The organism is Lelliottia sp. F153 (assembly GCF_002870005.1).
In the GTDB taxonomy this organism is placed as follows: Bacteria; Pseudomonadota; Gammaproteobacteria; order Enterobacterales; family Enterobacteriaceae; genus Enterobacter; species Enterobacter nimipressuralis.
The window spans coordinates 448,252-471,164 of sequence record NZ_PKFT01000002.1 but is presented as its reverse complement, the minus strand read 5'-3'; the positions used below and the strand labels follow the sequence as shown (position 1 = coordinate 471,164).

Below are 22,913 nucleotides of genomic sequence, written 5' to 3'. Positions count from 1 at the left end.
GGAGATTTACAGAGTTTTCAGCATCCTGACTTCACAATCGACATGCCCGGTACAGCCCAGCGGCGCATCGATATGTTCAAAACCCAGGTGCTCATATAAGCCGATGGCTTCTTTGAGGAAGGCGGTCGTTTCGAGGTAGCAACGTTTAAAACCTTGTGCGCGCGCGTGATCGAGAGCAAGCAGCGCCAGCTTTTTCGCCAGGCCTTGTCCGCGCACGTTCGACAGGAAATACATCTTTTGCAGCTCGCAGATATCTGGCTCGCTGCAGCTCAGTGGCGCGACACCGCCTCCACCGACGACTTTGCCGTTCTGTTCAATCACCCAGTAGGCATGGCCCGGCTGGCTGTAAAGCTGAAACAGCTCGTCCAGGTTGGGGTCGGCGACGGTATAGCCTTTATCGGCCGTCAGGCCGTACTCCGCCGACACTTCACGGATAACCGCAGCGATCCCGGCGTTGTCTTGCTCAGTGATCCGGCGCATAGCCGCTGCGACGGGGGTAATCACGCTCATAGCATTACTCATGACAAAAATTGACACACAGTTGCAGTTAATAGCACCACAGAAAGGGGAGTGCAAGCGAGGATAATTCATTTATGAGAGTTTTTTCTACAAAGATATCAGAGTTATTTATCTAATTATTATTATTTGCTAAATTTCCTCTTGTTTAATTTATTGTGTAAAACGAAATAAATAGTGTCAATGTACAACTATGCTTTTATTCATTAGGATGATGAATCATGTATTTAGATATGTATTTGTCAACGGAATTTCCGAAAGTCATCTTCTCAACTTTTCATCGGTTTTTAAGTTATCATATTAGCTGTAAATATTTCTTTCTTTATAATTTATTTTTGTTGGGTTTCTTTATTTTAAGGTGCCAAATATTTTTGGTTTTTGTTGGGGGAATATCATTATTTAACCATGGGAAGATTTTATGTTTTGTCCGCTTCGAGTTTATCTACAAACCGTTTATGAATAATTTTAGTGCCCATATTAATATCAGCGGTGGAGTTTAACAATGAGATACTCAAAACGTAAAATATTCTTTATTGGGTTAATGGTTATGATATGTGTCTGCATGTTATGGACTATGCGGCCTGTAAAAATTATTCGTGCCGGAATCCGGTTTGAGTATGATTCTCAATTTAAGCAGGGGCTTTTAATAGGGAGCTTGCGTGGTTTTACGGATAATGAAAGTTACGATGTCATTGTTGATCATATGCCGCTAACAGAGTGGGGACGGATCCACTGGTATCTTGACCATAAAGATGAACTCAAGGGAAAATATAATATACCTACGTCATCATCATACCATATTGCTTTTTGGGATGTAGGTGATGGTTTTATTGACGGTGAAAAGTCCGGTGATGGCGATTTAGTCTGTTTCAATAAAGTGGATGGTTCAAATCAAAATTGTCTTGAGAAAGATCTTTTACTCAGCGTGGATTTAGATAAAGGGGAACAAGAGGAATACACCTTTAAACACTGCTGCAATTACTGGTCCTATATGCCGAATGGACGCCTGGCGTGGTTTAATGGGTATAGATAAAAATGCAGACTCAATCACAAGCAATTTTTATATTTCCATTTTGTAGTGATAGTACCGTTGCGTCATGCTGACTTTCTTCGGCCTTGTCTCGAAAGTCGCCTTTATCCAATCATAAAAAAAGCCGGATGGTTATCCGGCTTTTCAATGACACATCTGAATTACAGCGCGGCGATAACGGCCTGCTGCTCGATCAGTTTCGCTTTTGCATCGGCGAAGGCGACCAGACGTTCACGCTCTTTCGCGATAACCGCTTCAGGGGCGCGTGCGACAAAGCCTTCGTTAGCCAGCTTGCTCTCGATTTTTCCGATTTCCAGTTCGACTTTGGCCACTTCTTTTGCCAGACGAGCCAGTTCGGTCTCTTTATCGATCAGGCCCGCCATCGGAATCAGCAGCTCGGCGCCTTCGATGATTTTAGTCACGGAGACCGGACCTTTGTCATCGGCTGGCAGCACGGTGATGCTTTCCAGACGCGCCATGTTTTGCAGGAAGCTACTGTTCTCGGTCACACGACGAATCGCTGTCTCGCTGCAACCGCGCAGCAGCAGTTCCAGTGGTTTGCCTGGAGAGATGTTCATCTCTGCGCGAATGTTACGGATTGCCACAATCGCCAGTTTCAACCATTCGGTATCGGAAGCGGCTGCTTCATCCACCTGCGCCGCGTCGAACTCCGGGAACGGCTGCAGCATGATGGTGTCGGCAGTGATGCCTTTGATGACTTTCACACGCTGCCAGATGGTCTCGGTGATGAACGGGATGATTGGGTGCGCGAGACGCAGCAAACCTTCCAGAACGGTAATCAGCGTATTACGCGTGCCGCGCAGCTCCGCTTCATTGCCGCCATTCATTACTGGCTTGGTCAGCTCCAGATACCAGTCGCAGAACTGGTTCCAGGTGAACTCATACAGAATGCCTGCTGCGATATCAAAGCGATAGGTATCCAGCGCTTCACGGTACGCTTTGATGGTCTGGTTGAATTCCGCCAGAATCCAGCGATCCGCCAGAGACAGAGTCATTTCGCCGCCGTTAAAGCCGCAATCCTGATCTTCGGTGTTCATCAGCACGAAGCGGCTGGCGTTCCACAGCTTGTTACAGAAGTTGCGGTAACCTTCCAGACGTTTCATGTCCCAGTTGATATCGCGACCGGTAGAGGCCAGCGCTGCCAGGGTGAAACGCAGGGCGTCAGTGCCGTGCGGCTCGATGCCGTCCGGGAATTGCTTCTCGGTGCGCTTGCGAATTTTCTCTGCCAGCTGCGGTTGCATCATGTTGCCGGTACGTTTCTCCAGCAGATCTGCCAGCGAAATCCCGTCAACCATATCCAGTGGGTCAATAACGTTACCCTTGGATTTGGACATCTTCTGGCCTTCGTCGTCACGAATCAGACCGGTCATGTAGACGGTATGGAACGGAACCTGCGGCTTGCCATTCTCATCTTTGATGAAGTGCATGGTCATCATGATCATGCGGGCAATCCAGAAGAAGATGATGTCGAAGCCGGAGACCATCACGCTGGTCGGGTGGAACTGACGCAGGGCGTCGGTGTTTTCCGGCCAGCCGAGAGTGGAGAAGGTCCACAGGGCGGAGGAGAACCACGTGTCCAGAACGTCTTCGTCCTGGCGCAGGGCCACGTCAGCGCCCAGATTGTTTTCTTGACGCACTTCTTCTTCGGTGCGGCCAACGAACACGTTGCCGTCGTTGTCATACCAGGCCGGGATACGGTGACCCCACCACAGCTGACGAGAGATACACCAGTCCTGAATATCGCGCATCCAGGAGAAGTACATGTTTTCATACTGTTTTGGTACGAACTGGATATCACCGTTCTCAACCGCTTCGACAGCCGGTTTCGCCAGGATATCGGCACGCACGTACCACTGGTCGGTCAGCATCGGCTCGATGACCACGCCACCACGGTCGCCGTAAGGAACGGTCAGATCGTGAGGTTTGATCTCTTCCAGCAGGCCGAGCGCGTCGATGGCCGCAACCACCGCTTTACGCGCAGCAAAACGTTCCAGTTTCTGGAATTCAGCCGGGATTTCAGAGGAGTATACGTCTGATTCTTCGCCTTTGGTGTCATACACTTCCGCACTTTCACGGATATCGCCGTCAAAGGTCAGAATGTTAATCATCGGCAGGGCGTGACGACGGCCAACTTCATAGTCGTTGAAATCGTGTGCCGGGGTGATTTTCACACAGCCGGTGCCTTTTTCCATGTCGGCGTGCTCGTCGCCAAGGATTGGAATACGGCGGTTCACCAGCGGCAGAACCACAAATTTACCGATCAGATCTTTGTAGCGCGGATCTTCCGGGTTAACGGCCACGCCGGTATCGCCCAGCAGGGTTTCTGGACGCGTCGTCGCAACCACCAGGTAATCTTTACCGTCTGCGGTTTTTGCGCCATCGGCCAGCGGATAGCGGATGTGCCACATGGAGCCTTTCGACTCGCGGTTTTCCACTTCCAGATCGGAGATCGCGGTGCGCAGTTTCGGGTCCCAGTTCACCAGGCGTTTGCCACGGTAAATCAGGTCTTCTTTGTACAGACGGACGAAAACTTCTTTCACGGCGTTGGAAAGGCCTTCATCCATGGTGAAGCGCTCGCGCTCCCAGTCCACTGAGTTGCCGAGACGACGCATCTGACGGGTGATGGTGCCGCCAGATTCGGCTTTCCACTGCCAGATTTTGTCGATGAACGCATCGCGACCGTAGTCGTGGCGGGTTTTACCTTCTTCAGCGGCAATCTTACGCTCAACCACCATTTGGGTCGCAATGCCCGCGTGGTCAGTCCCGGCCTGCCACAGGGTGTTTTTGCCCTGCATGCGCTGGTAACGGATCATGGTATCCATGATGGTTTGCTGGAAGGCATGACCCATATGCAAACTGCCGGTGACGTTCGGCGGCGGGATCATGATGCAGAAGGACTCTTTGCTTTCATCGCCGTTAGGCTTGAAATAGCCCTGCTCTTCCCAGTGCTCGTAAAGCGGCTGTTCGATATCTCGTGGGTTGTATGTCTTTTCCATTATTTCCAGGTTGCCGTATTCAGGTTAAAACCGGCCAGGCGGTACGCTTTGTAGCGTTCGCGCGCCAGTTGTTTCAGAGAATCTTCGTGAGGGACAAAGTCTACCACTTCTGTGAAAGCGGTGGCAAAATCTGCAAAGCCGATACGCAGGCTGATCAGAATATCGCGCGCGCTGCTGTTACGCTTTTGTGGCCAGGCAATCTCCACCGGTGCGCCACCGCGCGGCCCTTCTCCCGACAAATTATGCGGAACAAAACCTTCGGGTGGCCTTGCCCACAGCGCTTCGTCAAGACGAATCGCCTGCGCTTCATCTTCACAGGCAATCAGGACGCGTTTACCGCTGCGCCAACGTTCTGCGGCAATTTCACACACCAGCTGCTCAACGGCGCTTAAGCCATCGACGGTGTTATCGTTGTCCAGAAGGTAGAACGTCGCATTCTTCATAATATGGGGCTTCTTTGGGTGGATTTAAACGCAAAGCCGGGGGTTACCCGGCCAGCGTACACCTTGTAGGTCCGGCAAGCCTGACGCCGCCGGACAATTGCGTGCAACTACTCTTCGCCGTTAAAACCGGCGCGGTTGAGCAGGAACTGCGACAGCAGGGCAACTGGACGACCGGTAGCGCCTTTGGCTTTACCGGAGCGCCATGCGGTACCCGCGATATCCAGGTGAGCCCAGTTGTACTTGCGGGTAAAGCGTGCCAGGAAGCAACCTGCGGTAATCGCTCCGCCAGGACGGCCACCAATGTTGGCCATATCCGCGAAGTTAGACTCTAACTGCTCCTGATACTCATCGCCCAACGGCAGACGCCATGCGCGGTCGCCCGCTTGCTCGGACGCGCCGATCAGCTCGTGGGCCAGCGGATTGTGGTTCGACATCAGGCCGGTGATGTGATGGCCGAGGGCAATCACACAGGCGCCGGTCAGCGTCGCCACGTCGATGACCGCTTCAGGCTCAAAGCGCTCCACGTAGGTCAGCACGTCGCACAGCACCAGACGGCCTTCGGCGTCGGTGTTCAGCACTTCAACGGTCTGGCCGGACATGGTGGTCAGAACATCGCCTGGACGGTACGCGCGACCACCAGGCATGTTTTCACAGCCCGCCAGTACGCCGATGACGTTAATCGGCAACTGCAGTTCGGCAACCATACGCATCACGCCGTAAACCGCCGCTGCACCGCACATGTCGTACTTCATCTCATCCATGCCTTCGGCAGGCTTGATGGAGATACCGCCGGAGTCAAAGGTGAGGCCTTTGCCAACCAGCACGATAGGGCGCGCGTCTTCGGACGGATTGCCTTTGTACTCGATGACCGACATCAGCGATTCGTTTTGCGAACCGTTTCCGACCGCAAGGTACGAATGCATTCCCAGCTCTTTCATCTGCTGTTCGCCGATGACGCGGGTGACGACATTTTTGCTGTAGGAATCAGCCAGCTGACGCGCCTGCGAGGCCAGATAACCGGCGTTGCAGATGTTTGGCGGCATATTGCCGAGATCCTTCGCCGCTTTGATACCGGCAGCAATCGCCAGACCGTGCTGAATGGCGCGCTCGCCGCTGGTCAGCTCGCGACGGGTTGGGACATTAAAGACCATTTTACGCAGCGGACGACGCGGTTCGCTTTTGTTGGTCTTCAACTGATCAAAACTGTAGAGACTCTCTTTCGCGGTCTCAACGGCCTGACGCACTTTCCAGTAGGTGTTGCGACCTTTCACGTGCAGTTCGGTCAGGAAGCAGACGGCTTCCATTGAGCCGGTATCATTCAGGGTATTGATAGTTTTCTGAATGACCTGCTTGTACTGGCGTTCATCAAGCTCGCGCTCTTTACCGCAACCAATCAGCAGAATGCGCTCGGACAGCACGTTGGGAACATGGTGCAGTAACAGCGTCTGCCCAGGTTTGCCTTCGAGTTCGCCACGGCGCAGCAGGGCGCTGATATAGCCGTCACTGATTTTATCGAGTTGTTCGGCGATCGGGGAGAGTCGGCGTGGTTCAAAGACGCCCACAACGATGCAGGCACTCCGCTGTTTCTCCGGGCTACCGCTTTTTACACTGAACTCCATGCACTACGCTCCTGAATCTTAAAGACAACGACGGCTGCTACGGATAGAATTGAAACCTTTCGTAACTCATGTCCGCTGTTGTGGTGACTTCGTGTTAATCTTACGTTACTACGGTTTCGACACGTCAAAAAATATCCTGAAGCGCGACACCGCCGGGTTTTTTAATCTTAGCGATGTTTTCGACGACTCAAGAGAATAAATGACGTTTAAGCCATGAAACAAGCAATTTTCCAGCAAAGAGACGGGTTTTTACGGGCGTATTTAAAGTGATAATCATAAGATATCTGGTGCGGGAGACGCTCAAAAGCCAGCTGGCGATCCTTTTCATCTTACTTCTGATCTTTTTCTGTCAGAAGTTAGTCAGGATCCTCGGCGCGGCGGTAGACGGCGAAATCCCAACAAATCTGGTGCTTTCTCTGCTCGGATTAGGCGTGCCCGAAATGGCGCAGCTTATTCTGCCGCTAAGCCTTTTCCTCGGCCTGCTCATGACGCTGGGAAAACTCTATACCGAAAGTGAAATCACCGTCATGCACGCCTGCGGCCTAAGCAAAGCCGTACTGGTGAAAGCCGCGATGGTGCTGGCACTGTTTACCGGTATCGTGGCGGCGGTAAACGTAATGTGGGCCGGCCCCTGGTCTTCCCGACATCAGGATGAAGTGCTGGCCGAAGCCAAAGCCAACCCTGGCATGGCGGCGCTCGCGCAGGGCCAGTTCCAGCAGGCCACAGACGGCAGCTCCGTCCTCTTTATTGAAAGCGTTGACGGCAGTCGATTTAACGACGTGTTCCTCGCGCAAATCCGTACCAAAGGCAACGCCCGTCCTTCCGTGGTGGTCGCGGATTCCGGTCAGCTCTCGCAGCGTAAAGACGGCTCTCAGGTGGTTACGCTGAACAAAGGCACCCGCTTTGAAGGCACCGCGCTGCTGCGCGACTTCCGTATCACCGACTTCCAGAACTATCAGGCGATTGTCGGCCATCAGAACGTGGCGCTCGATCCAACGGATACCGAGCAGATGGACATGCGCACCCTGATAAACACCGATACCAATCGCGCGAGAGCGGAACTGCACTGGCGTCTGACGCTGGTATTCACCGTGTTTATGATGGCGTTGATGGTTGTGCCACTGAGCGTGGTTAACCCGCGTCAGGGTCGTGTGCTCTCGATGCTGCCAGCGATGCTGCTCTATCTGGTGTTCTTCCTGCTGCAAACGTCTATCAAGTCGAATGGCGGCAAGGGCAAGATCGACCCGATGATCTGGATGTGGGTGGTCAATGGCCTGTACCTGCTGCTGGCAGTGGTATTAAACCTGTGGGATAGCGTGCCGATGCGCCGCATACGTGCCCGCTTTGTACGTAAAGGAGCGGTGTGATGCAGGCTTTCCGCGTTCTTGACCGCTATATCGGTAAAACCATTTTCACCACCATCATGATGACGTTGTTCATGCTGGTGTCGCTCTCAGGCATCATCAAGTTTGTCGACCAGCTGAAAAAAGCCGGGCAGGGGAGTTACGACGCACTGGGCGCCGGGATGTATACCATTCTCAGCGTGCCAAAAGATGTGCAAATCTTCTTCCCGATGGCCGCGCTGTTAGGCGCGTTGCTGGGGCTGGGGATGCTGGCCCAGCGCAGTGAGCTGGTGGTGATGCAGGCTTCGGGCTTCACCCGTATGCAGGTGGCGTTGTCGGTGATGAAAACCGCTATTCCACTGGTCCTGCTGACGATGGCGATCGGTGAATGGGTCGCTCCGCAGGGCGAGCAGATGGCGCGTAACTATCGTGCGCAGGCCATGTACGGCGGCTCTTTGCTCTCAACTCAACAAGGCCTGTGGGCGAAAGACGGTAACAACTTCGTCTATATCGAACGCGTAAAGGGTGATGATGAGCTGGGCGGTGTGAGTATTTACGCCTTCAACGAACATCGTCGTTTACAGTCCGTGCGTTACGCGACCACGGCGAAATTCGATCCGGCGCAGAAGCTCTGGCGCCTGTCGCAGGTGGATGAGTCGAACCTGCAAGATCCGAAACAAATCACCGGTGCTCAGACCGTATCGGGCACCTGGAAGACTAACCTGACGCCTGACAAACTGGGCGTGGTGGCGCTGGACCCGGATGCGCTCTCTATCAGCGGCCTGCACAATTATGTGAAGTACCTGAAGTCGAGCGGCCAGGATGCCGGACGTTATCAGCTCAACATGTGGAGCAAAATCTTCCAGCCAATGTCCGTGGCGGTAATGATGCTGATGGCGCTGTCGTTCATCTTCGGGCCGCTGCGTAGCGTGCCGATGGGCGTGCGTGTGGTCACCGGTATCAGCTTTGGCTTTGTTTTCTACGTTCTGGACCAGATCTTTGGCCCGCTGACGCTGGTCTACGGTATTCCACCGCTGATCGGTGCGCTGCTGCCAAGCGCGTCGTTCTTCCTGATCAGCCTCTGGCTGCTTCTCAGACGCTCCTGATTGCACCTCTTCCTCACTCCCGAATCGCCGGGAGTGAGGCTAATCTCCTGATTCACGCCGCACTTTTTCACACAACCTTCAACGCCTTGCCCGGAATTTGAGTATTATTGAGCGATGAAGTCGTGAAGGGATCCCCTATGAAGCAAATTCGTATGCTTGCGCAGTACTACGTCGACCTGATGATGAAGCTCGGCCTGGTGCGTTTCTCATTGCTGTTGGCTCTGGCGCTGGTGGTGCTGGCGATTGTCGTGCAGATGGCGGTGACCATGGTGCTGCACGGCCAGGTCGAAAGTATCGACGTTATCCGCTCGATCTTCTTCGGCCTGCTGATCACTCCGTGGGCGGTCTATTTTCTCTCGGTGGTGGTGGAACAGCTGGAAGAGTCACGCCAGCGGCTCTCCCGTCTGGTGCAGAAACTGGAGGAGATGCGCGAGCGTGACCTCAAGCTTAACGTCCAGCTAAAAGACAACATTGCGCAGCTGAACCAGGAGATTTCGGATCGTGAGAAAGCGGAAGCCGAACGTCAGGCGACCCTTGAGCAGCTGAAGGTTGAGATGAAAGAGCGTGAAGTCACGCAGATTCAGCTGGAGCAGCAATCCTCCTTCTTGCGCTCGTTCCTCGACGCTTCACCGGATCTGGTCTTCTACCGCAACGAAGATAAAGAGTTCTCCGGCTGTAACCGGGCGATGGAGCTGCTGACGGGGAAAAGTGAGAAACAGCTGATTCACCTTAAACCGCAGGATGTCTACTCGGAAGAGGCGGCGGCCAAGGTTATTGAAACCGACGAGAAGGTGTTCCGCCATAATGTCTCTCTCACCTACGAACAGTGGCTGGATTACCCCGACGGGCGCAAAGCCTGCTTTGAAATCCGCAAAGTCCCTTATTACGACCGCGTGGGCAAACGCCATGGCCTGATGGGCTTTGGCCGCGATATTACCGAGCGAAAGCGTTATCAGGACGCGCTAGAGCGTGCCAGCCGCGACAAGACCACCTTCATCTCGACCATCAGCCACGAGCTGCGTACGCCGTTGAACGGCATCGTGGGGCTTAGCCGTATTCTGCTGGACACGGAACTGACCGGCGAACAGGAAAAATACCTTAAAACTATCCACGTTTCCGCCGTGACGCTCGGCAATATCTTTAACGATATTATTGATATGGATAAGATGGAGCGCCGAAAAGTCCAGTTGGATAATCAGCCCGTCGACTTCACCGGATTCCTGGCGGATCTGGAGAATCTCTCCGGTCTGCAGGCGCAGCAGAAAGGGCTGCGCTTTGTGCTGGAGCCTTCACTGCCGCTGCCGCATAAAGTGGTGACGGACGGTACGCGTCTGCGCCAGATCCTGTGGAACCTTATCAGTAACGCCGTCAAGTTCACCCAGAAAGGGGAAGTGGTGGTGCGTATTCGCTTCGATGCAGGCGATATGCTGCACTTTGAGGTGGAAGACTCCGGCATCGGCATTCCGCAGGAGGAGCAGGACAAAATCTTCGCCATGTATTATCAGGTGAAAGACAGCCACGGCGGGAAACCGGCAACGGGCACCGGGATTGGCCTGGCCGTTTCGCGCCGTCTGGCGAAGAGCATGGGCGGGGATATCACCGTCTCCAGCCAGCAGGGGAAAGGCTCTGTCTTTACGCTGACGGTACATGCGCCTGCGGTTGCTGAAGAGGTGGAAGATACCTTCGAGAACGATGAACTGCCGCTGCCCGCCCTTCATGTTTTGCTGGTGGAAGATATTGAGCTGAACGTGATTGTCGCTCGGTCGGTGCTCGAAAAACTGGGTAACAGCGTCGATGTGGCGATGACCGGCACTGCCGCGCTGGAGATGTTTACGCCAGGTGAGTATGACCTCGTGCTGCTGGATATTCAGCTCCCGGATATGACCGGGCTGGACATCTCCCGCGAGCTGTCGCGTCGTTATACACGCGATGAATTACCGCCGCTGGTGGCCCTGACCGCTAACGTCCTGAAGGACAAAAAAGAGTACCTCGATGCCGGTATGGACGATGTGCTCAGCAAACCGCTGGCGGTGCCAGCCCTGACCGCTATGATCAAAAAATTCTGGGATACCTGTGATGAAGAGGAGAGCACGATGACGCCTGTAGAGAGCGAAAAAGCACAATCACTTCTGGATATCGCCATGCTGGAGCAGTACATCGATCTGGTCGGGCCGAAACTGATCACCGATGGGGTGGCAGTGTTCGAGAAAATGATGCCGGGCTATTTAAGCGTGCTGGAGTCCAATCTGACGGCGCGCGACCAGAAAGGTATCGTCGAAGAGGGGCACAAAATTAAAGGCGCTGCCGGATCGGTCGGGTTACGCCATTTGCAGCAGTTGGGGCAGCAGATCCAGTCTCCGGATTTACCGGCGTGGTGGGATAACGTGGGTGAATGGGTTGAGGAGATGAAACAAGAGTGGCAGAACGATGTGGATGTCTTGAAAGCGTGGGTGGAAAATACCAAAAAATGACCCCGGCTAAACCGGGGTGCGCGAATACTGCGCCAACACCAGGGAAATCTTGGCAGCGCCTGTTTTTTTAGTATTGTGACTGCATGGACGCTGCCCGAAAATTTAGGCCGCACGCAGTTAAGATAGCAAATCTTAAATGATTTGTTACAGGAATCAGTGAAATGTGTGAAGCATAGCGTTTTAATCAGAATTTTTAATGTGCTTCAGAGAGTTGGAGAGAAGGGACGGCGAAATGAAAAAGGTAGGTGTTGTACTGAGCGGCTGCGGCGTTTACGACGGCGCAGAGATTCATGAGTCAGTTCTGACGCTGCTCGCACTGGCGAAACAGGGTGCAGAAGCGGTCTGTTTTGCGCCGGATAAAAGCCAGACGGATGTTATCAATCATTTATCTGGTGAATTAATGCCGGAAACCCGCAATGTGCTGATTGAAGCGGCGCGCATAGCCCGTGGCAATATCCAGCCGCTGGCACAGGCCGATGCCGAGGAGCTGGATGCCCTGATCGTGCCAGGTGGTTTTGGTGCCGCCAAAAATTTGAGTAATTTCGCCAGTCAGGGCAGCGAGTGTCGGGTCGATGATGCGCTGAAAGCGCTGGCGCAGCGTATGCACGCCGCGGGAAAACCGCTGGGCTTTATGTGCATCGCCCCTGCGATGCTGCCTAAGATTTTTGATTTCCCGCTGCGCCTGACCATCGGCACTGACATCGATACCGCTGAAGTGATCGAAGAGATGGGCGGCGAGCATGTGCCGTGCCCGGTGGAAGATATCGTGGTCGACGAGGACAATAAAATCGTGACCACACCCGCCTATATGCTGGCGCAAACTATCGCTGAAGCCGCCGTCGGTATTGAGAAACTGGTCGAACGCGTGCTGGTGCTGTCCCGGTGAGTAAAAATCGCTCTCCTGTCGCCTGGGCGAAACGCATTGTGCTGCGCGCGCTGCTGGCGCTTGCAGTGTTCTGGGGCGGTGGCATCGCGCTCTTCAGCATTGTGCCAGTGCCGTTTTCTGCGGTCATGGTTGAGCGCCAGCTCGGCGCATGGCTGACGGGGGATTTCAGCTATGTGGCACACTCGGACTGGGTGAGCATGGACGAAATCTCCCCGTGGATGGGACTGGCGGTTATCGCGGCGGAAGATCAGAAATTCCCGGAACACTGGGGCTTTGACGTCTCGGCGATTGAAAAAGCGCTGGCCCACAATGAACGGAATGAAAATCGCGTGCGCGGTGCTTCGACGCTCTCTCAGCAGACGGCGAAAAACCTGTTTTTATGGGATGGCAGAAGCTGGGTGCGCAAAGGGCTGGAGGCGGGTCTGACGCTGGGCATGGAGACCGTCTGGAGTAAAAAACGCATTCTGACGGTGTATCTCAATATCGCTGAGTTTGGTGATGGGGTGTTTGGCGTGGAGGCGGCGGCACAACGCTATTTCCACAAACCCGCCAGCCGCCTGACTCAAGCCGAGGCCGCACTGCTGGCCGCGGTGTTACCTAACCCGATTCGCTATAAAGCGGATGCGCCGTCAGGGTATGTCCGCAACCGTCAGGCGTGGATCATGCGCCAGATGCGACAGTTGGGTGGAGAAGGGTTTATGACCAGGAATAAATTGTACAGATGAGGACTTAGTCCTCATCAAATCCGGCGTTGAACAGCGCGACGACCGCAGCCAGCGCTTCGACTTCCTGCGGACCGGTCGCTTCCACTTCAATCTGTCGGCCCTTTGCGGAATCCAGCATCAGCAGCGCAATTACGCTGTTGGCTTCTGCTTCCGTGCCTTCATCGTTACGCAGCAGCACTTCCGCATCAAATCCTTGCATCAGTTCAAACAGTTTCATCGCCGGGCGTGCGTGCATGCCCAGCTTGTTGGTGATCTCAACGGTATGTTTTACGGTCATGTTTTACGTTTTTCCAGCGTGCGATGACGAGACTGAACGTTTTTACCGCGTGAGCGGAAGTAATCAGCCAGCTGTTCGGCAATATACACCGAACGATGTTTACCGCCGGTACAACCAATTGCGACCGTCAGGTAGCTACGATTGTTGGTTTCCAGCATAGGTAACCATAGCTCAAGGTAGCTTCGCGTCTGGTAGATAAAATTGTGAACTTCTGTGTGACGATCGAGGAATGCCGCCACGGGCTTGTCCAGACCGGTCATTGGACGCAGTTTCGGGTCCCAGTGCGGGTTCGGCAGGAATCGTACGTCGAAAACATAATCCGCATCGATTGGAATGCCGTGTTTGAAGCCAAAGGATTCGAACACCATGGTCAGCTCGCGCTCGCGTTTACCCAACAGGCGGGTACGCAGCATTTCTGCCAGCTCATGCACGGACATTTCAGAGGTGTCGACGATCAGATCCGCACGGGAACGCAGCGGTTCCAGCAGATCGCTCTCTTCGTCGATGGCACTTTCAAGCGACAGATTCTTGCTGGAAAGGGGGTGTAAACGACGGGTGTCACTGTAGCGACGGATTAGCGTGTTACGGTCAGCGTCAAGGAACAGCAGCTGCGGCGTGAAGTTATCCGGCAGGCTGTTCATCGCCTCTTCAAAGATTTCCGGGGATTCCGGCATGTTGCGCACGTCGATACTGACCGCAGCAGAGATCTGCCGGTCAGCAAGCGTTCGCGCCAGGTCGGGCAGCAGGACAACCGGAAGGTTGTCGACGCAGTAAAATCCCATATCTTCGAGCGCTCGCAGGGCCACGGATTTCCCCGAGCCTGAACGACCGCTGACGATCATCAGCACCATGTTCCGTTTCTCCTCACGACTGCAGATGTGAAGGCCATCTCCTGGTTACGCATCATCCTGATTGCCTTCCGCTTCGGTGATAATTTGGTACAGCTCTTCATCACTTTGGGCTGCGCGCAGACGGCGGCAAATTGTTTTATCCGCCAGACGTTTTGCGACCAGAGAAAGCGTATGCAAATGGGTTTTCGTCTGGTCAGCAGGCACCAGCAGAGCGAAAAGCAAATCAACCGGCTGGTTATCAATCGCATCAAAAGCGATAGGCGTTTCAAGCTGCACAAAAACGCCCACGGCGCGTAATGTGTCTTCTTCCAGTTTGCCATGCGGAATGGCGATGCCATTGCCGATGCCGGTACTGCCCATTTTTTCACGGGTCAGAATGGCCTCAAATACCACCTGAGGCGGCAGGCTTAACTGTTTTGCAGCCAGTTCACTGATAATTTCCAGAGCCCGTTTTTTGCTCTGACAGTGAACGCCACTGCGGGTACATTCCTGGTTAAGGACATTACTCAATTGAAGCGAGGAATCGTTGTTCATCATAATTTCACCTAAGCGCTAACTGTACAAATGGCCTGTTGTGTTTGACAACAGGCCGCCCTGCACCCGTTAACTGCCCGGACAATTAGTGTTGTTTCAGTTTATCTTTATGTTTATTAAGCTGTCGTGCCAGCTTGTCAATCAAGCCGTCGATAGCCGCATACATGTCTTGCCCTTCCGCACTGGCATGGATTTCGCCCCCGTTGACATGCAGGGTTGCGTCCGAGATATGAGTCACTTTCTCCACTTTTAACACAATGTAGACCTGATTGATCCTCTCGAAATACTGCTCCAGTTTGGCGAATTTTGTATTCACAAAATCACGCAAGGCTTCAGTGATCTCGACATTCTGTCCTGTGATGTTGAGCTGCATAGTGTCTTCCTTATCGGTTGTGTCAAACCAGTTGTTTACGCTGGTTAGACGGCGGAATGGATAAAGACTCTCGATACTTCGCAACAGTACGACGTGCCACCATAATACCCTGGTCGGACAGCATGGTGGTTAACTTACTGTCACTCAGTGGCTTCGCGGGGTTTTCCGCGGCGATCAACTTCTTCACCAGTGCGCGAATGGCCGTTGACGAGGCTTCGCCACCGCCTTCGGTATTCACATGGCTGGAGAAGAAATACTTAAGCTCAAAAATACCGCGCGGGCTGTGCAGATATTTCTGCGTAGTCACACGCGAAATGGTCGATTCGTGCATCTCGACGGCCTGGGCGATATCCGCCAGCACCATCGGTTTCATAAACTCTTCGCCCTGATCGAAAAACGCTTGCTGCTGTTCGACGATGCAACGACTCACCCGTAGCAGCGTATCATTTCGGCTCTCAAGGCTTTTGATCAGCCAGCGCGCTTCCTGAAGATTGCTACGAATATATTGATTGTCGGAGTCGTTGCGCACGCTGGTGCACATGGAGGCGTATTGCTGATTGATTTGCAGGCGAGGAATGCTGTCGGAATTCAGTTCAACGGCCCAGCGGCCATTGTGTTTGCGTACCAGAACGTCAGGAATGACGTACTCGGGTTCGCTGGTCTGGATCGACTGTCCGGGGCGTGGATCGAGGGACTGAATCAGATTCACCGCCTCTTTCAGCACATCTTCTTTCAGACGGGTGACGCGCATCAGCGAGCGGAAGTCGTGATTCGCCAGCAGATCGAGGTGATCGCTGATGATCAACCGCGCTTCGTCGATCCACGGCGTCTCTTTCGCAAACTGCGACAGCTGGATCAACAGGCAATCACGCAGATCTTTCGCCGCCACGCCAACCGGGTCAAAGCGCTGGATGCGTTTTAGCACCGCTTCGATCTCATCGAGATCGATATCGCCGTTCCCGATGCTCTCCAGAATATCTTCCAGAGAAACGGTCAAATAGCCGGTGTCATCCACGGCATCGACAATCGAGGTAGCAATCGCGCGATCGGTTTCGGTGAATGGCGTCAGCTCCACCTGCCACATCAGATAATCCTGCAGGGACTGGGTGGTTTCACCCTGATAGACCGGTAGCTCGTCATCCTGGTAATCTGCACGCGTCCCGGAAGGGGTTCCGGCGGTGTAGATTTCATCCCAGCTGGCGTCTAGCGGTAGCTCGTCCGGCATCTCTTTTTGTTCAAGAGCGTCTGCCGTATCAAGCGATTCGGTGTCCTGCTTTTCCTGGGTATCAACCTCGTCATGAAGATCGGTTTGCTCCAGCAGGGGGTTACTGTCCAGCGCCTGCTGGAGTTCCTGCTGAAGTTCTAACGTGGACAGCTGCAACAGACGAATCGCCTGTTGTAGCTGTGGCGTCATCGCCAGTTGCTGGCTGAGCCGTAATTGCAAACCTTGCTTCATGTTCAGAGCGTTTTTCCCCGCTTTGGCGTGACTTAACCTCTACCCTATCAGAGTCTGAAGTCTTCCCCAAGGTACACACGCTTCACATGCTCGTCTTCGAGGATTTCGAGTGGCGTGCCGTGGGCGATTAAATGGCCCTGGCTGACGATATAAGCGCGTTCACAAACTGCCAGCGTTTCACGTACGTTGTGGTCCGTGATGAGCACACCGAGGCCGCTGTCGCGCAAATGCTCGATAATACGTTTGATGTCGATGACGGAGATAGGGTCAACGCCCGCAAAAGGTTCATCCAGCAGGATAAATTTTGGATTCGCGGCAAGCGCACGGGCGATTTCCACGCGGCGGCGTTCACCACCGGACAGCGCCTGACCGAGGCTGTCGCGCAGATGTTCGATGTGGAACTCTTCCATCAGCTCGTTGGCACGATCCTGACGCTGCTCGGAGGTCAAATCGTCACGGATTTGCAGCACGGCCATCAGGTTGTCGAACACGCTCAGACGACGGAAAATCGACGCTTCCTGCGGCAGATAGCCAATACCACGACGCGCGCGCGCATGCAGTGGCAGCAGGCTGATGTCTTCATCATCAATGATAATGTTGCCCGCATCGCGTGAAACGATGCCGACCACCATGTAAAAGGTGGTGGTTTTGCCCGCACCGTTTGGGCCTAACAGGCCCACGATTTCGCCGGAGTTTACGGTCAGACTGACATCTTCCACGACGCGGCGGCCTTTATAGGCTTTGGCGAGGTTCTTTGCAGTTAATGTTGCCATAACGAATTAGTTACTCTTTTTCTGTGCCGGGGCCTGGTCTTTGTTCTTGTCCTGCAGCTGAGACGGAACCAGAACGGTAGTGACGCGCTTACCTTTTTCGCTGAAAGCCTGCATTTTCTGCTCTTTCACCAGATAAGTGATCTTATCGCCGGTGATGTTGCTATCCAGCTGTTCCAGATAGGCATTGCCGGTCAGGATGACGAGATCTTTTGCCAGCTCGTAGTGCATATGAGAGGCGCGGCCTTTCACCGGCTTGCCGTTATCCTGCATCTGATAGAAGGTGGCCGGATTGCCGTAGCCATCAATAATCTCTTTGCCCTGCTCGCCGCCCGGACGGGTGACAACCACTTTGTCGGCATTGATTTTGATTGTGCCCTGGGTCATGACGACGTTGCCGGTAAAGGTCACGACGTTACCCTGCATATCAAGCGACTGAGTGTCAGATTCGATATGGATAGGCTGCTCAGTGTCGCCCGTAACAGCAAGCGCGGGGAGACTGGCGGCCAGCAGCGCGCTGGCAATGATAAAGTTAAGGCTGAGTTTGTTTGTTTTGAATTTCATAGGAGGTTCTAACCTTTTCAATCAGCTCGGCGTTTTTGCTGCGTAAGTTCCCGCGCATTCTTAGACCGCTGGAATTAAATGTTGTGCCGTATAACGTCACCAGATCCTGAGACGTGACATCCTGGGTGACCAGGTTGATCTGGGCATTATCCGTAGTAATTTTGCGCAGTTGAGAATCTGGCGTCAGGGCGTTGACTTCAACATGACCATACAAATAAAGCATACGGTCATTCGTCAATTTTGCTCTGTCAGATTTAATCGACCACGTTGGAATTTTGTTGGTATCAAATGTGGTCATCACCGGTCGGGTGAACCACGAGATGCCATCATCGGAAAAATACTCTACATGCTGCGCAATCAGGCGATAGTTCAGGGCGCCTTCAGGGCTGTAAACCACGGTGTCGCTGTGGTCGCTTTTGTAGGTTGGATCATTGGTGCTGACCACTTCATCCGGCGTGTCGTCCTGGTCGGCGAGATTCACGCCAATCAGAACCAGTACGGCCAGTGAAAGCAGAATGATAACCCAACGTCTGGTTTTACTCATATCGATTGCCCTTTGGCCTCATCAAGCTTGCCCTGCGCCAGCAGTAACAAATCGCAGACTTCACGAACGGCGCCGCGACCGCCGTTGATCCGGGTGACATAGTCAGCGCGCGGGATCAGCAAAGGATGGGCATCCGCCACGGCGATGCTCAACCCGACTTCAGCCATGACCGGCCAGTCGATCAGATCGTCTCCAACGTAGGCGACATTTTCAGGGGCGATGGCAAGCTTCGCCAGCAAATCCCGGAACGCGACCATTTTGTCGGATTGCCCCTGATACAAATGGGTAATGCCTAATGTTTCGCAGCGATCTTCTACCAGTTTAGCCTTACGCCCGGTGATGATAGCAACTTCGATGCCGGATGTGATCGCACAGCGAATTCCGTAGCCGTCGCGCACGTTGAATGCCTTCAGCTCTTCGCCGTTATTGCCCATAAAAATTAAGCCATCGGACAGCACACCATCCACATCCAGAATAAGCAGACGGATGTTTTCCGCCTTTGCCATCATCTGCGTACTGACCGGGCCATAACAGGTTGCAAGGGATGCACCCGCATTACTCATTGTCTTATCCTTCATTACACTACGCCTGCGCGCAGAAGATCATGCATATGTACCACACCCAGCAGTTGGTCGCCATCGGCAACCATGGCTGAGGTAATATGACGGGACTGCATCAGGTTCAAAACTTCCACCGCCAGCGTACCAGGCCGGACCCGAATTCCGCCGGGGGTCATTACATCTGCAATGCCCAGCGTGCGCACGTCAACGCCCATATCAAAGACGCGACGCAAATCACCGTCGGTGAAGATCCCTTCGATCTTCATCAGGTCGTCGCAAATGACCGTCATACCGAGATTTTTACGGGTGATTTCTAGCAGCGCATCACGCAGCGAGGCATCTTTGCTGACGTGCGGGATTTCCGCGCCGGTGTGCATAATATCATTCACGCGCAGCAGAAGTTTACGTCCGAGCGCGCCGCCTGGGTGAGAGAGGGCAAAATCTTCGGGGGTAAAACCACGCGCTTCGAGCAGCGCCACGGCGAGGGCATCGCCCATCACCAGCGCCGCAGTGGTGCTGGACGTCGGCGCCAGGCCGAGCGGGCAGGCCTCTTGCGGGACTTTCACGCACAGGTGAATATCCGCCGCGCGCGCCATGCTGCTCTCCGTGCGACTGGTCATGCAAATGAGGGGAACGTGCAGACGCTTGAGCACCGGGATCAGCGCCAGGATTTCGTTGGATTCACCGGAGTTAGACAGCGCAATCACCACGTCCTGCGGCGTGACCATTCCGAGATCGCCATGGGCGGCTTCACCCGGATGGACGAAGAAGGACGACGTGCCGGTACTGGCGAAGGTCGCGGCCATCTTACGACCGATGTGACCGGATTTGCCCATTCCCATCACCACGACTTTACCGGTGCAGGCGGCAATTTGCTCACATGCCTGGCTAAAGTCCTGATTTATGTATTGATCTAACTGCGCCAGACCTTCACGTTCAATCTCCAGAACTTTTTTGCCTGCTTTCTGAAAGTCAAAACCCGGCTGCAATTCTATTTGCGACATAATGCGTTTCCGTTTACCCAGAGAGAAGAGGCGACAGCCAGTACAGCATCGCCATCCATACGATAAAACCACCTGTCAGCAAGGCGCCCGCCCCTTTGCCTATTTGCTGCTTCCGCCGCCAGCAGAGCAGGGCGAAAATCACGCTGACGAACAGCATCACACCGTAATCGCGGGAGAAGGCCAGCGGGTTAAATGCCCCTGGCGCAATCAATGCGGGTAAACCCATAACGATAGCGATGTTGAAGATGTTCGAGCCAATGATATTGCCAATTGCGATATCACCTTCGCCTTTCCGTGCGCCCGCGATCGCTGTGGCCAGTTCTGGCAGGCTGGTACCGATCGCAATTACCGTCAGGCCAATCGTCAGTTCGCTAATCGCGAAGTAGTTGGCCAGTACCGTGGCGTTGTCGACGACCATGCGGGTGGCCATCGGCATAATAATCAGCGCCACGCCGAGCCACAGCAAGGCAACGGGCAGGGTGCCTTCACGCGGAAGTTCAGCCACCTGCTCACGCGTCAGGCTATCATTCCCCTGTTTTTCCGCCAGCCGGGCAATCTTGACGATATAGAGCAGCCAGATGATCGCCAGCGCCAGCAGTAAAATACCGTCGTCGAAGGTCAGTTGCCCATCATAAAGCACATAGCCTGCCAGCAGGCTGACAATTAACATTAGCGGCAATTCACGGCGCAGAACATCAGAATCCACGCGAAATGGATGCAGCAGTGCGGCAAGGCCAAGGATCAATAAAATATTAACGATATTTGAGCCGATCGCGGTACCAATGGCGAGATCAACTTGGCCATGGAGCGACGCGGAAACAGAGACAATAATTTCCGGAAGCGATGTGCCGACGCTCACCACCGTCATGCCAATAATCAGCGGCGGTATCCCAAAGAGTCTGCACAGGATCGATGCGGCGAAAACCAAACGGTCAGCACTGTAGACCACCAGAAGTAAACCAATTATTAACAGTGCCGTTGCTAAAAGCATCAAAAATCCTTTATTCAGGTATACTCGCCGGTCCACTGAGAATGAATCTCTGGCGCCGCATGCAGTCTGTAGACGTAACGAATTCCTAATTTTGACTTTATGCGCCGGAAAAGTAAAACAAATGCCAGCTTTCGCTAACCTGAGCGGATAATTATCTGCAAAAATGTCGGGTTTAAGGCTGAATTAAGCGCCATGCTTAACCTTGATGGGAAAGAAAGGAACGTTAAATGAGCCAAACGATGGCGAATTTAGTCGACGTCCGTGACGTCAGCTTCTCGCGCGCTAACCGATTGATATTCGAAAACATCACGCTGACGGTGCCGCGGGGCAAGATCACCGCGATCATGGGGCCATCCGGCATCGGCAAAACCACACTGCTGCGTCTGATTGGTGGGCAGATCCCACCGGACCGCGGTGAAATTCTTTTCGACGGTGAAAATGTTCCGCAGATGTCGCGCTCACGCCTGTATACCGTCCGTAAACGGATGAGCATGCTTTTTCAGTCTGGCGCGCTATTCACCGACATGAACGTCTTTGATAACGTCGCCTATCCGCTGCGCGAGCATACGCGTCTTTCCCCGGAACTATTGAAAACGACGGTGATGATGAAGCTGGAAGCCGTAGGATTGCGCGGGGCGGCCAAACTGATGCCGTCGGAGCTTTCCGGCGGGATGGCGCGTCGTGCCGCACTGGCGCGTGCGATTGCGCTCGAACCCGATTTAATCATGTTCGATGAACCTTTCGTCGGCCAGGACCCGATTACCATGGGCGTGCTGGTGAAATTGATTTCAGAACTGAACAGCTCGCTGGGTGTCACATGCATTGTGGTATCACACGATGTGCCAGAGGTACTGAGCATCGCGGATTACGCCTATATTGTGGCGGATAAAAAGATCGTCGCTCACGGCGGTGCTCAGGCGCTGCAGAACAACAGTGACCCGCGCGTTCGCCAGTTCCTCGACGGGATAGCGGATGGTCCTGTGCCGTTCCGTTATCCGGCGGGTGACTATCATCACGATTTACTGGGAATAGGGAGTTAAGCCGCTGATGCTGTTAAATGCGTTGGCCGCCCTTGGACACCGTGGCATAAAAACCATCAGGACGTTCGGGCGTGCCGGGTTGATGTTGTTCAATGCGCTGGTGGGTAAGCCGGAATTCCGCAAACACTCCCCGTTGCTGATTCGTCAGCTCTATAATGTCGGCGTGCTGTCGATGCTGATTATCATCGTGTCGGGTCTGTTTATCGGCATGGTGCTGGGGCTGCAGGGCTATCTGGTGCTGACCACCTACAGTGCAGAAACCAGTCTCGGTATGCTGGTGGCGCTTTCGCTCCTGCGTGAGCTTGGCCCGGTGGTGGCGGCACTGTTATTCGCCGGCCGCGCCGGTTCTGCGTTAACCGCCGAAATTGGTCTGATGCGTGCGACGGAACAGCTCTCCAGTATGGAGATGATGGCGGTCGACCCGCTGCGCCGCGTGATCTCGCCGCGTTTCTGGGCGGGGGTGATCTCTCTGCCGCTGCTGACCATTCTGTTTGTCGCCGTCGGTATCTGGGGCGGTTCATTGGTTGGCGTGCAGTGGAAAGGGATTGATGCCGGTTTCTTCTGGTCTGCAATGCAGGATGCCGTCGATCTGCGCATGGACCTGGTGAACTGCCTGATTAAGAGCGCGGTATTCGCCGTGACTGTGACCTGGATTGCGTTGTTCAACGGATATGACGCGATACCAACTTCTGAGGGCATCAGTCGCGCGACAACGCGTACTGTGGTTCATTCGTCGCTGGCCGTTCTTGGCCTGGATTTTGTGCTCACCGCACTGATGTTTGGGAATTGAGTT

Annotated in this window: 23 protein-coding genes; 8 read left to right on the top strand and 15 right to left on the bottom strand. The window is 54.0% G+C overall.

Going from position 1 to position 22,913, the window contains the following annotated elements; all coding sequences use genetic code 11:
* Nucleotides 1–6: 6 nt before the first annotated feature.
* A complete protein-coding gene (locus F153LOC_RS09425) occupies nucleotides 7–510 on the bottom strand; it encodes a GNAT family N-acetyltransferase (protein ID WP_100778714.1) in 504 nt (167 codons plus the stop codon).
* A gap of 508 nt (nucleotides 511–1,018) precedes the next feature.
* Between F153LOC_RS09425 and F153LOC_RS09415 the strand changes: the two genes are divergently transcribed.
* Nucleotides 1,019–1,549 carry a DUF943 family protein gene (locus tag F153LOC_RS09415; RefSeq protein ID WP_102105498.1) on the top strand — a complete coding sequence of 177 codons (531 nt, stop codon included), beginning with the start codon at nucleotides 1,019–1,021 and terminating at the stop codon, nucleotides 1,547–1,549.
* 158 nt (nucleotides 1,550–1,707) lie between these two features.
* Here the strand turns inward: F153LOC_RS09415 and F153LOC_RS09410 are convergent, their stop codons facing one another.
* The 3 genes from F153LOC_RS09410 to pepA all read right to left on the bottom strand — a co-directional run bounded on the left by F153LOC_RS09410 (nucleotide 1,708) and on the right by pepA (nucleotide 6,625).
* Nucleotides 1,708–4,563 (bottom strand): valine--tRNA ligase, encoded by a 2,856-nt coding sequence (locus tag F153LOC_RS09410; RefSeq protein WP_102105497.1) that lies wholly within the window; start codon nucleotides 4,561–4,563, stop codon nucleotides 1,708–1,710.
* The gene (holC, locus tag F153LOC_RS09405; protein ID WP_100778716.1) at nucleotides 4,563–5,006 is read right to left on the bottom strand and encodes a DNA polymerase III subunit chi; all 444 of its coding nucleotides are present in this window, start codon (nucleotides 5,004–5,006) and stop codon (nucleotides 4,563–4,565) included. Before holC ends, F153LOC_RS09410 begins: the two co-directional genes overlap by 1 nt.
* 107 nt (nucleotides 5,007–5,113) lie before the next feature.
* The gene (gene pepA / locus F153LOC_RS09400; RefSeq protein WP_100778717.1) at nucleotides 5,114–6,625 is read right to left on the bottom strand and encodes a leucyl aminopeptidase; all 1,512 of its coding nucleotides are present in this window, start codon (nucleotides 6,623–6,625) and stop codon (nucleotides 5,114–5,116) included.
* A 266-nt stretch (nucleotides 6,626–6,891) separates the two neighbouring features.
* On the opposite strand from pepA, the gene lptF reads away from it, so the two are divergent.
* The 5 genes from lptF (at nucleotide 6,892) to mtgA (ending at nucleotide 13,156) form a co-directional block, all read left to right on the top strand.
* Nucleotides 6,892–7,992, top strand: coding sequence for an LPS export ABC transporter permease LptF (lptF, locus tag F153LOC_RS09390; protein WP_100778718.1), 1,101 nt, complete (start codon nucleotides 6,892–6,894; stop codon nucleotides 7,990–7,992).
* The gene (gene lptG / locus F153LOC_RS09385; RefSeq protein ID WP_100778719.1) at nucleotides 7,992–9,074 is read left to right on the top strand and encodes an LPS export ABC transporter permease LptG; all 1,083 of its coding nucleotides are present in this window, start codon (nucleotides 7,992–7,994) and stop codon (nucleotides 9,072–9,074) included. The genes lptF and lptG overlap by 1 nt, the downstream gene beginning before the upstream one ends.
* A gap of 137 nt (nucleotides 9,075–9,211) precedes the next feature.
* Entirely contained in the window at nucleotides 9,212–11,545 is a 2,334-nt protein-coding gene (gene arcB, locus F153LOC_RS09380; protein ID WP_102105496.1) for an aerobic respiration two-component sensor histidine kinase ArcB, read from the top strand.
* 232 nt (nucleotides 11,546–11,777) lie between these two features.
* Nucleotides 11,778–12,431: an isoprenoid biosynthesis glyoxalase ElbB gene (elbB, locus tag F153LOC_RS09375; RefSeq protein WP_102105495.1), complete on the top strand. Its 654-nt coding sequence runs from the start codon at nucleotides 11,778–11,780 to the stop codon at nucleotides 12,429–12,431.
* Nucleotides 12,428–13,156, top strand: coding sequence for a monofunctional biosynthetic peptidoglycan transglycosylase (gene mtgA / locus F153LOC_RS09370; protein WP_102105494.1), 729 nt, complete (start codon nucleotides 12,428–12,430; stop codon nucleotides 13,154–13,156). The genes elbB and mtgA overlap by 4 nt, the downstream gene beginning before the upstream one ends.
* A gap of 4 nt (nucleotides 13,157–13,160) precedes the next feature.
* Here mtgA and npr read toward each other — a convergent pair whose 3' ends face one another.
* The 11 genes from npr to F153LOC_RS09315 form a co-directional block, all read right to left on the bottom strand.
* Nucleotides 13,161–13,433 carry a PTS phosphocarrier protein NPr gene (npr, locus tag F153LOC_RS09365; protein ID WP_095283587.1) on the bottom strand — a complete coding sequence of 91 codons (273 nt, stop codon included), beginning with the start codon at nucleotides 13,431–13,433 and terminating at the stop codon, nucleotides 13,161–13,163.
* Nucleotides 13,430–14,284, bottom strand: coding sequence for an RNase adapter RapZ (rapZ, locus tag F153LOC_RS09360; RefSeq protein WP_100778723.1), 855 nt, complete (start codon nucleotides 14,282–14,284; stop codon nucleotides 13,430–13,432). The genes npr and rapZ overlap by 4 nt, the downstream gene beginning before the upstream one ends.
* 45 nt (nucleotides 14,285–14,329) lie before the next feature.
* Nucleotides 14,330–14,821 (bottom strand): PTS IIA-like nitrogen regulatory protein PtsN, encoded by a 492-nt coding sequence (ptsN, locus tag F153LOC_RS09355; RefSeq protein WP_100778724.1) that lies wholly within the window; start codon nucleotides 14,819–14,821, stop codon nucleotides 14,330–14,332.
* Between the two features lie 82 nt (nucleotides 14,822–14,903).
* Complete coding sequence (gene hpf / locus F153LOC_RS09350) at nucleotides 14,904–15,191, bottom strand: ribosome hibernation promoting factor (RefSeq protein WP_100778725.1); 288 nt, start codon at nucleotides 15,189–15,191, stop codon at nucleotides 14,904–14,906.
* A 22-nt stretch (nucleotides 15,192–15,213) separates the two neighbouring features.
* Entirely contained in the window at nucleotides 15,214–16,647 is a 1,434-nt protein-coding gene (gene rpoN / locus F153LOC_RS09345; RefSeq protein WP_102105493.1) for an RNA polymerase factor sigma-54, read from the bottom strand.
* Between the two features lie 47 nt (nucleotides 16,648–16,694).
* A complete protein-coding gene (gene lptB / locus F153LOC_RS09340) occupies nucleotides 16,695–17,420 on the bottom strand; it encodes an LPS export ABC transporter ATP-binding protein (RefSeq protein WP_100778727.1) in 726 nt (241 codons plus the stop codon).
* A 6-nt stretch (nucleotides 17,421–17,426) separates the two neighbouring features.
* Nucleotides 17,427–17,981 carry a lipopolysaccharide ABC transporter substrate-binding protein LptA gene (gene lptA, locus F153LOC_RS09335; RefSeq protein WP_100778728.1) on the bottom strand — a complete coding sequence of 185 codons (555 nt, stop codon included), beginning with the start codon at nucleotides 17,979–17,981 and terminating at the stop codon, nucleotides 17,427–17,429.
* Entirely contained in the window at nucleotides 17,950–18,525 is a 576-nt protein-coding gene (lptC, locus tag F153LOC_RS09330) for an LPS export ABC transporter periplasmic protein LptC (RefSeq protein WP_100778729.1), read from the bottom strand. Before lptC ends, lptA begins: the two co-directional genes overlap by 32 nt.
* On the bottom strand, nucleotides 18,522–19,088 hold the full coding sequence (gene kdsC / locus F153LOC_RS09325; protein WP_102105492.1) for a 3-deoxy-manno-octulosonate-8-phosphatase KdsC: 567 nt from the start codon (nucleotides 19,086–19,088) through the stop codon (nucleotides 18,522–18,524). Before kdsC ends, lptC begins: the two co-directional genes overlap by 4 nt.
* Before the next feature lie 14 nt (nucleotides 19,089–19,102).
* Complete coding sequence (kdsD, locus tag F153LOC_RS09320) at nucleotides 19,103–20,089, bottom strand: arabinose-5-phosphate isomerase KdsD (protein ID WP_102105491.1); 987 nt, start codon at nucleotides 20,087–20,089, stop codon at nucleotides 19,103–19,105.
* A 13-nt stretch (nucleotides 20,090–20,102) separates the two neighbouring features.
* Nucleotides 20,103–21,080, bottom strand: a complete 978-nt coding sequence (locus F153LOC_RS09315; RefSeq protein WP_102105490.1) for a calcium/sodium antiporter — start codon at nucleotides 21,078–21,080, stop codon at nucleotides 20,103–20,105.
* A 227-nt stretch (nucleotides 21,081–21,307) separates the two neighbouring features.
* Between F153LOC_RS09315 and mlaF the strand changes: the two genes are divergently transcribed.
* Complete coding sequence (gene mlaF, locus F153LOC_RS09310; RefSeq protein ID WP_100778733.1) at nucleotides 21,308–22,120, top strand: phospholipid ABC transporter ATP-binding protein MlaF; 813 nt, start codon at nucleotides 21,308–21,310, stop codon at nucleotides 22,118–22,120.
* 7 nt (nucleotides 22,121–22,127) lie between these two features.
* Nucleotides 22,128–22,910 (top strand): lipid asymmetry maintenance ABC transporter permease subunit MlaE, encoded by a 783-nt coding sequence (gene mlaE / locus F153LOC_RS09305; protein WP_100778734.1) that lies wholly within the window; start codon nucleotides 22,128–22,130, stop codon nucleotides 22,908–22,910.
* Nucleotides 22,911–22,913 lie beyond the last annotated feature (3 nt).

Coding starts and splice junctions, on each gene's coding strand:
- F153LOC_RS09425 (WP_100778714.1), bottom strand. CDS start 510: ATGAGCGTGATTACCCCCGTCGCAGCGGCTATGCGCCGGATCACTGAG.
- F153LOC_RS09415 (WP_102105498.1), top strand. CDS start 1,019: ATGAGATACTCAAAACGTAAAATATTCTTTATTGGGTTAATGGTTATG.
- F153LOC_RS09410 (WP_102105497.1), bottom strand. CDS start 4,563: ATGGAAAAGACATACAACCCACGAGATATCGAACAGCCGCTTTACGAG.
- holC (WP_100778716.1), bottom strand. CDS start 5,006: ATGAAGAATGCGACGTTCTACCTTCTGGACAACGATAACACCGTCGAT.
- pepA (WP_100778717.1), bottom strand. CDS start 6,625: ATGGAGTTCAGTGTAAAAAGCGGTAGCCCGGAGAAACAGCGGAGTGCC.
- lptG (WP_100778719.1), top strand. CDS start 7,992: ATGCAGGCTTTCCGCGTTCTTGACCGCTATATCGGTAAAACCATTTTC.
- arcB (WP_102105496.1), top strand. CDS start 9,212: ATGAAGCAAATTCGTATGCTTGCGCAGTACTACGTCGACCTGATGATG.
- elbB (WP_102105495.1), top strand. CDS start 11,778: ATGAAAAAGGTAGGTGTTGTACTGAGCGGCTGCGGCGTTTACGACGGC.
- npr (WP_095283587.1), bottom strand. CDS start 13,433: ATGACCGTAAAACATACCGTTGAGATCACCAACAAGCTGGGCATGCAC.
- rapZ (WP_100778723.1), bottom strand. CDS start 14,284: ATGGTGCTGATGATCGTCAGCGGTCGTTCAGGCTCGGGGAAATCCGTG.
- ptsN (WP_100778724.1), bottom strand. CDS start 14,821: ATGATGAACAACGATTCCTCGCTTCAATTGAGTAATGTCCTTAACCAG.
- hpf (WP_100778725.1), bottom strand. CDS start 15,191: ATGCAGCTCAACATCACAGGACAGAATGTCGAGATCACTGAAGCCTTG.
- rpoN (WP_102105493.1), bottom strand. CDS start 16,647: ATGAAGCAAGGTTTGCAATTACGGCTCAGCCAGCAACTGGCGATGACG.
- lptB (WP_100778727.1), bottom strand. CDS start 17,420: ATGGCAACATTAACTGCAAAGAACCTCGCCAAAGCCTATAAAGGCCGC.
- lptA (WP_100778728.1), bottom strand. CDS start 17,981: ATGAAATTCAAAACAAACAAACTCAGCCTTAACTTTATCATTGCCAGC.
- lptC (WP_100778729.1), bottom strand. CDS start 18,525: ATGAGTAAAACCAGACGTTGGGTTATCATTCTGCTTTCACTGGCCGTA.
- kdsC (WP_102105492.1), bottom strand. CDS start 19,088: ATGAGTAATGCGGGTGCATCCCTTGCAACCTGTTATGGCCCGGTCAGT.
- kdsD (WP_102105491.1), bottom strand. CDS start 20,089: ATGTCGCAAATAGAATTGCAGCCGGGTTTTGACTTTCAGAAAGCAGGC.
- F153LOC_RS09315 (WP_102105490.1), bottom strand. CDS start 21,080: ATGCTTTTAGCAACGGCACTGTTAATAATTGGTTTACTTCTGGTGGTC.
- mlaF (WP_100778733.1), top strand. CDS start 21,308: ATGAGCCAAACGATGGCGAATTTAGTCGACGTCCGTGACGTCAGCTTC.
- mlaE (WP_100778734.1), top strand. CDS start 22,128: ATGCTGTTAAATGCGTTGGCCGCCCTTGGACACCGTGGCATAAAAACC.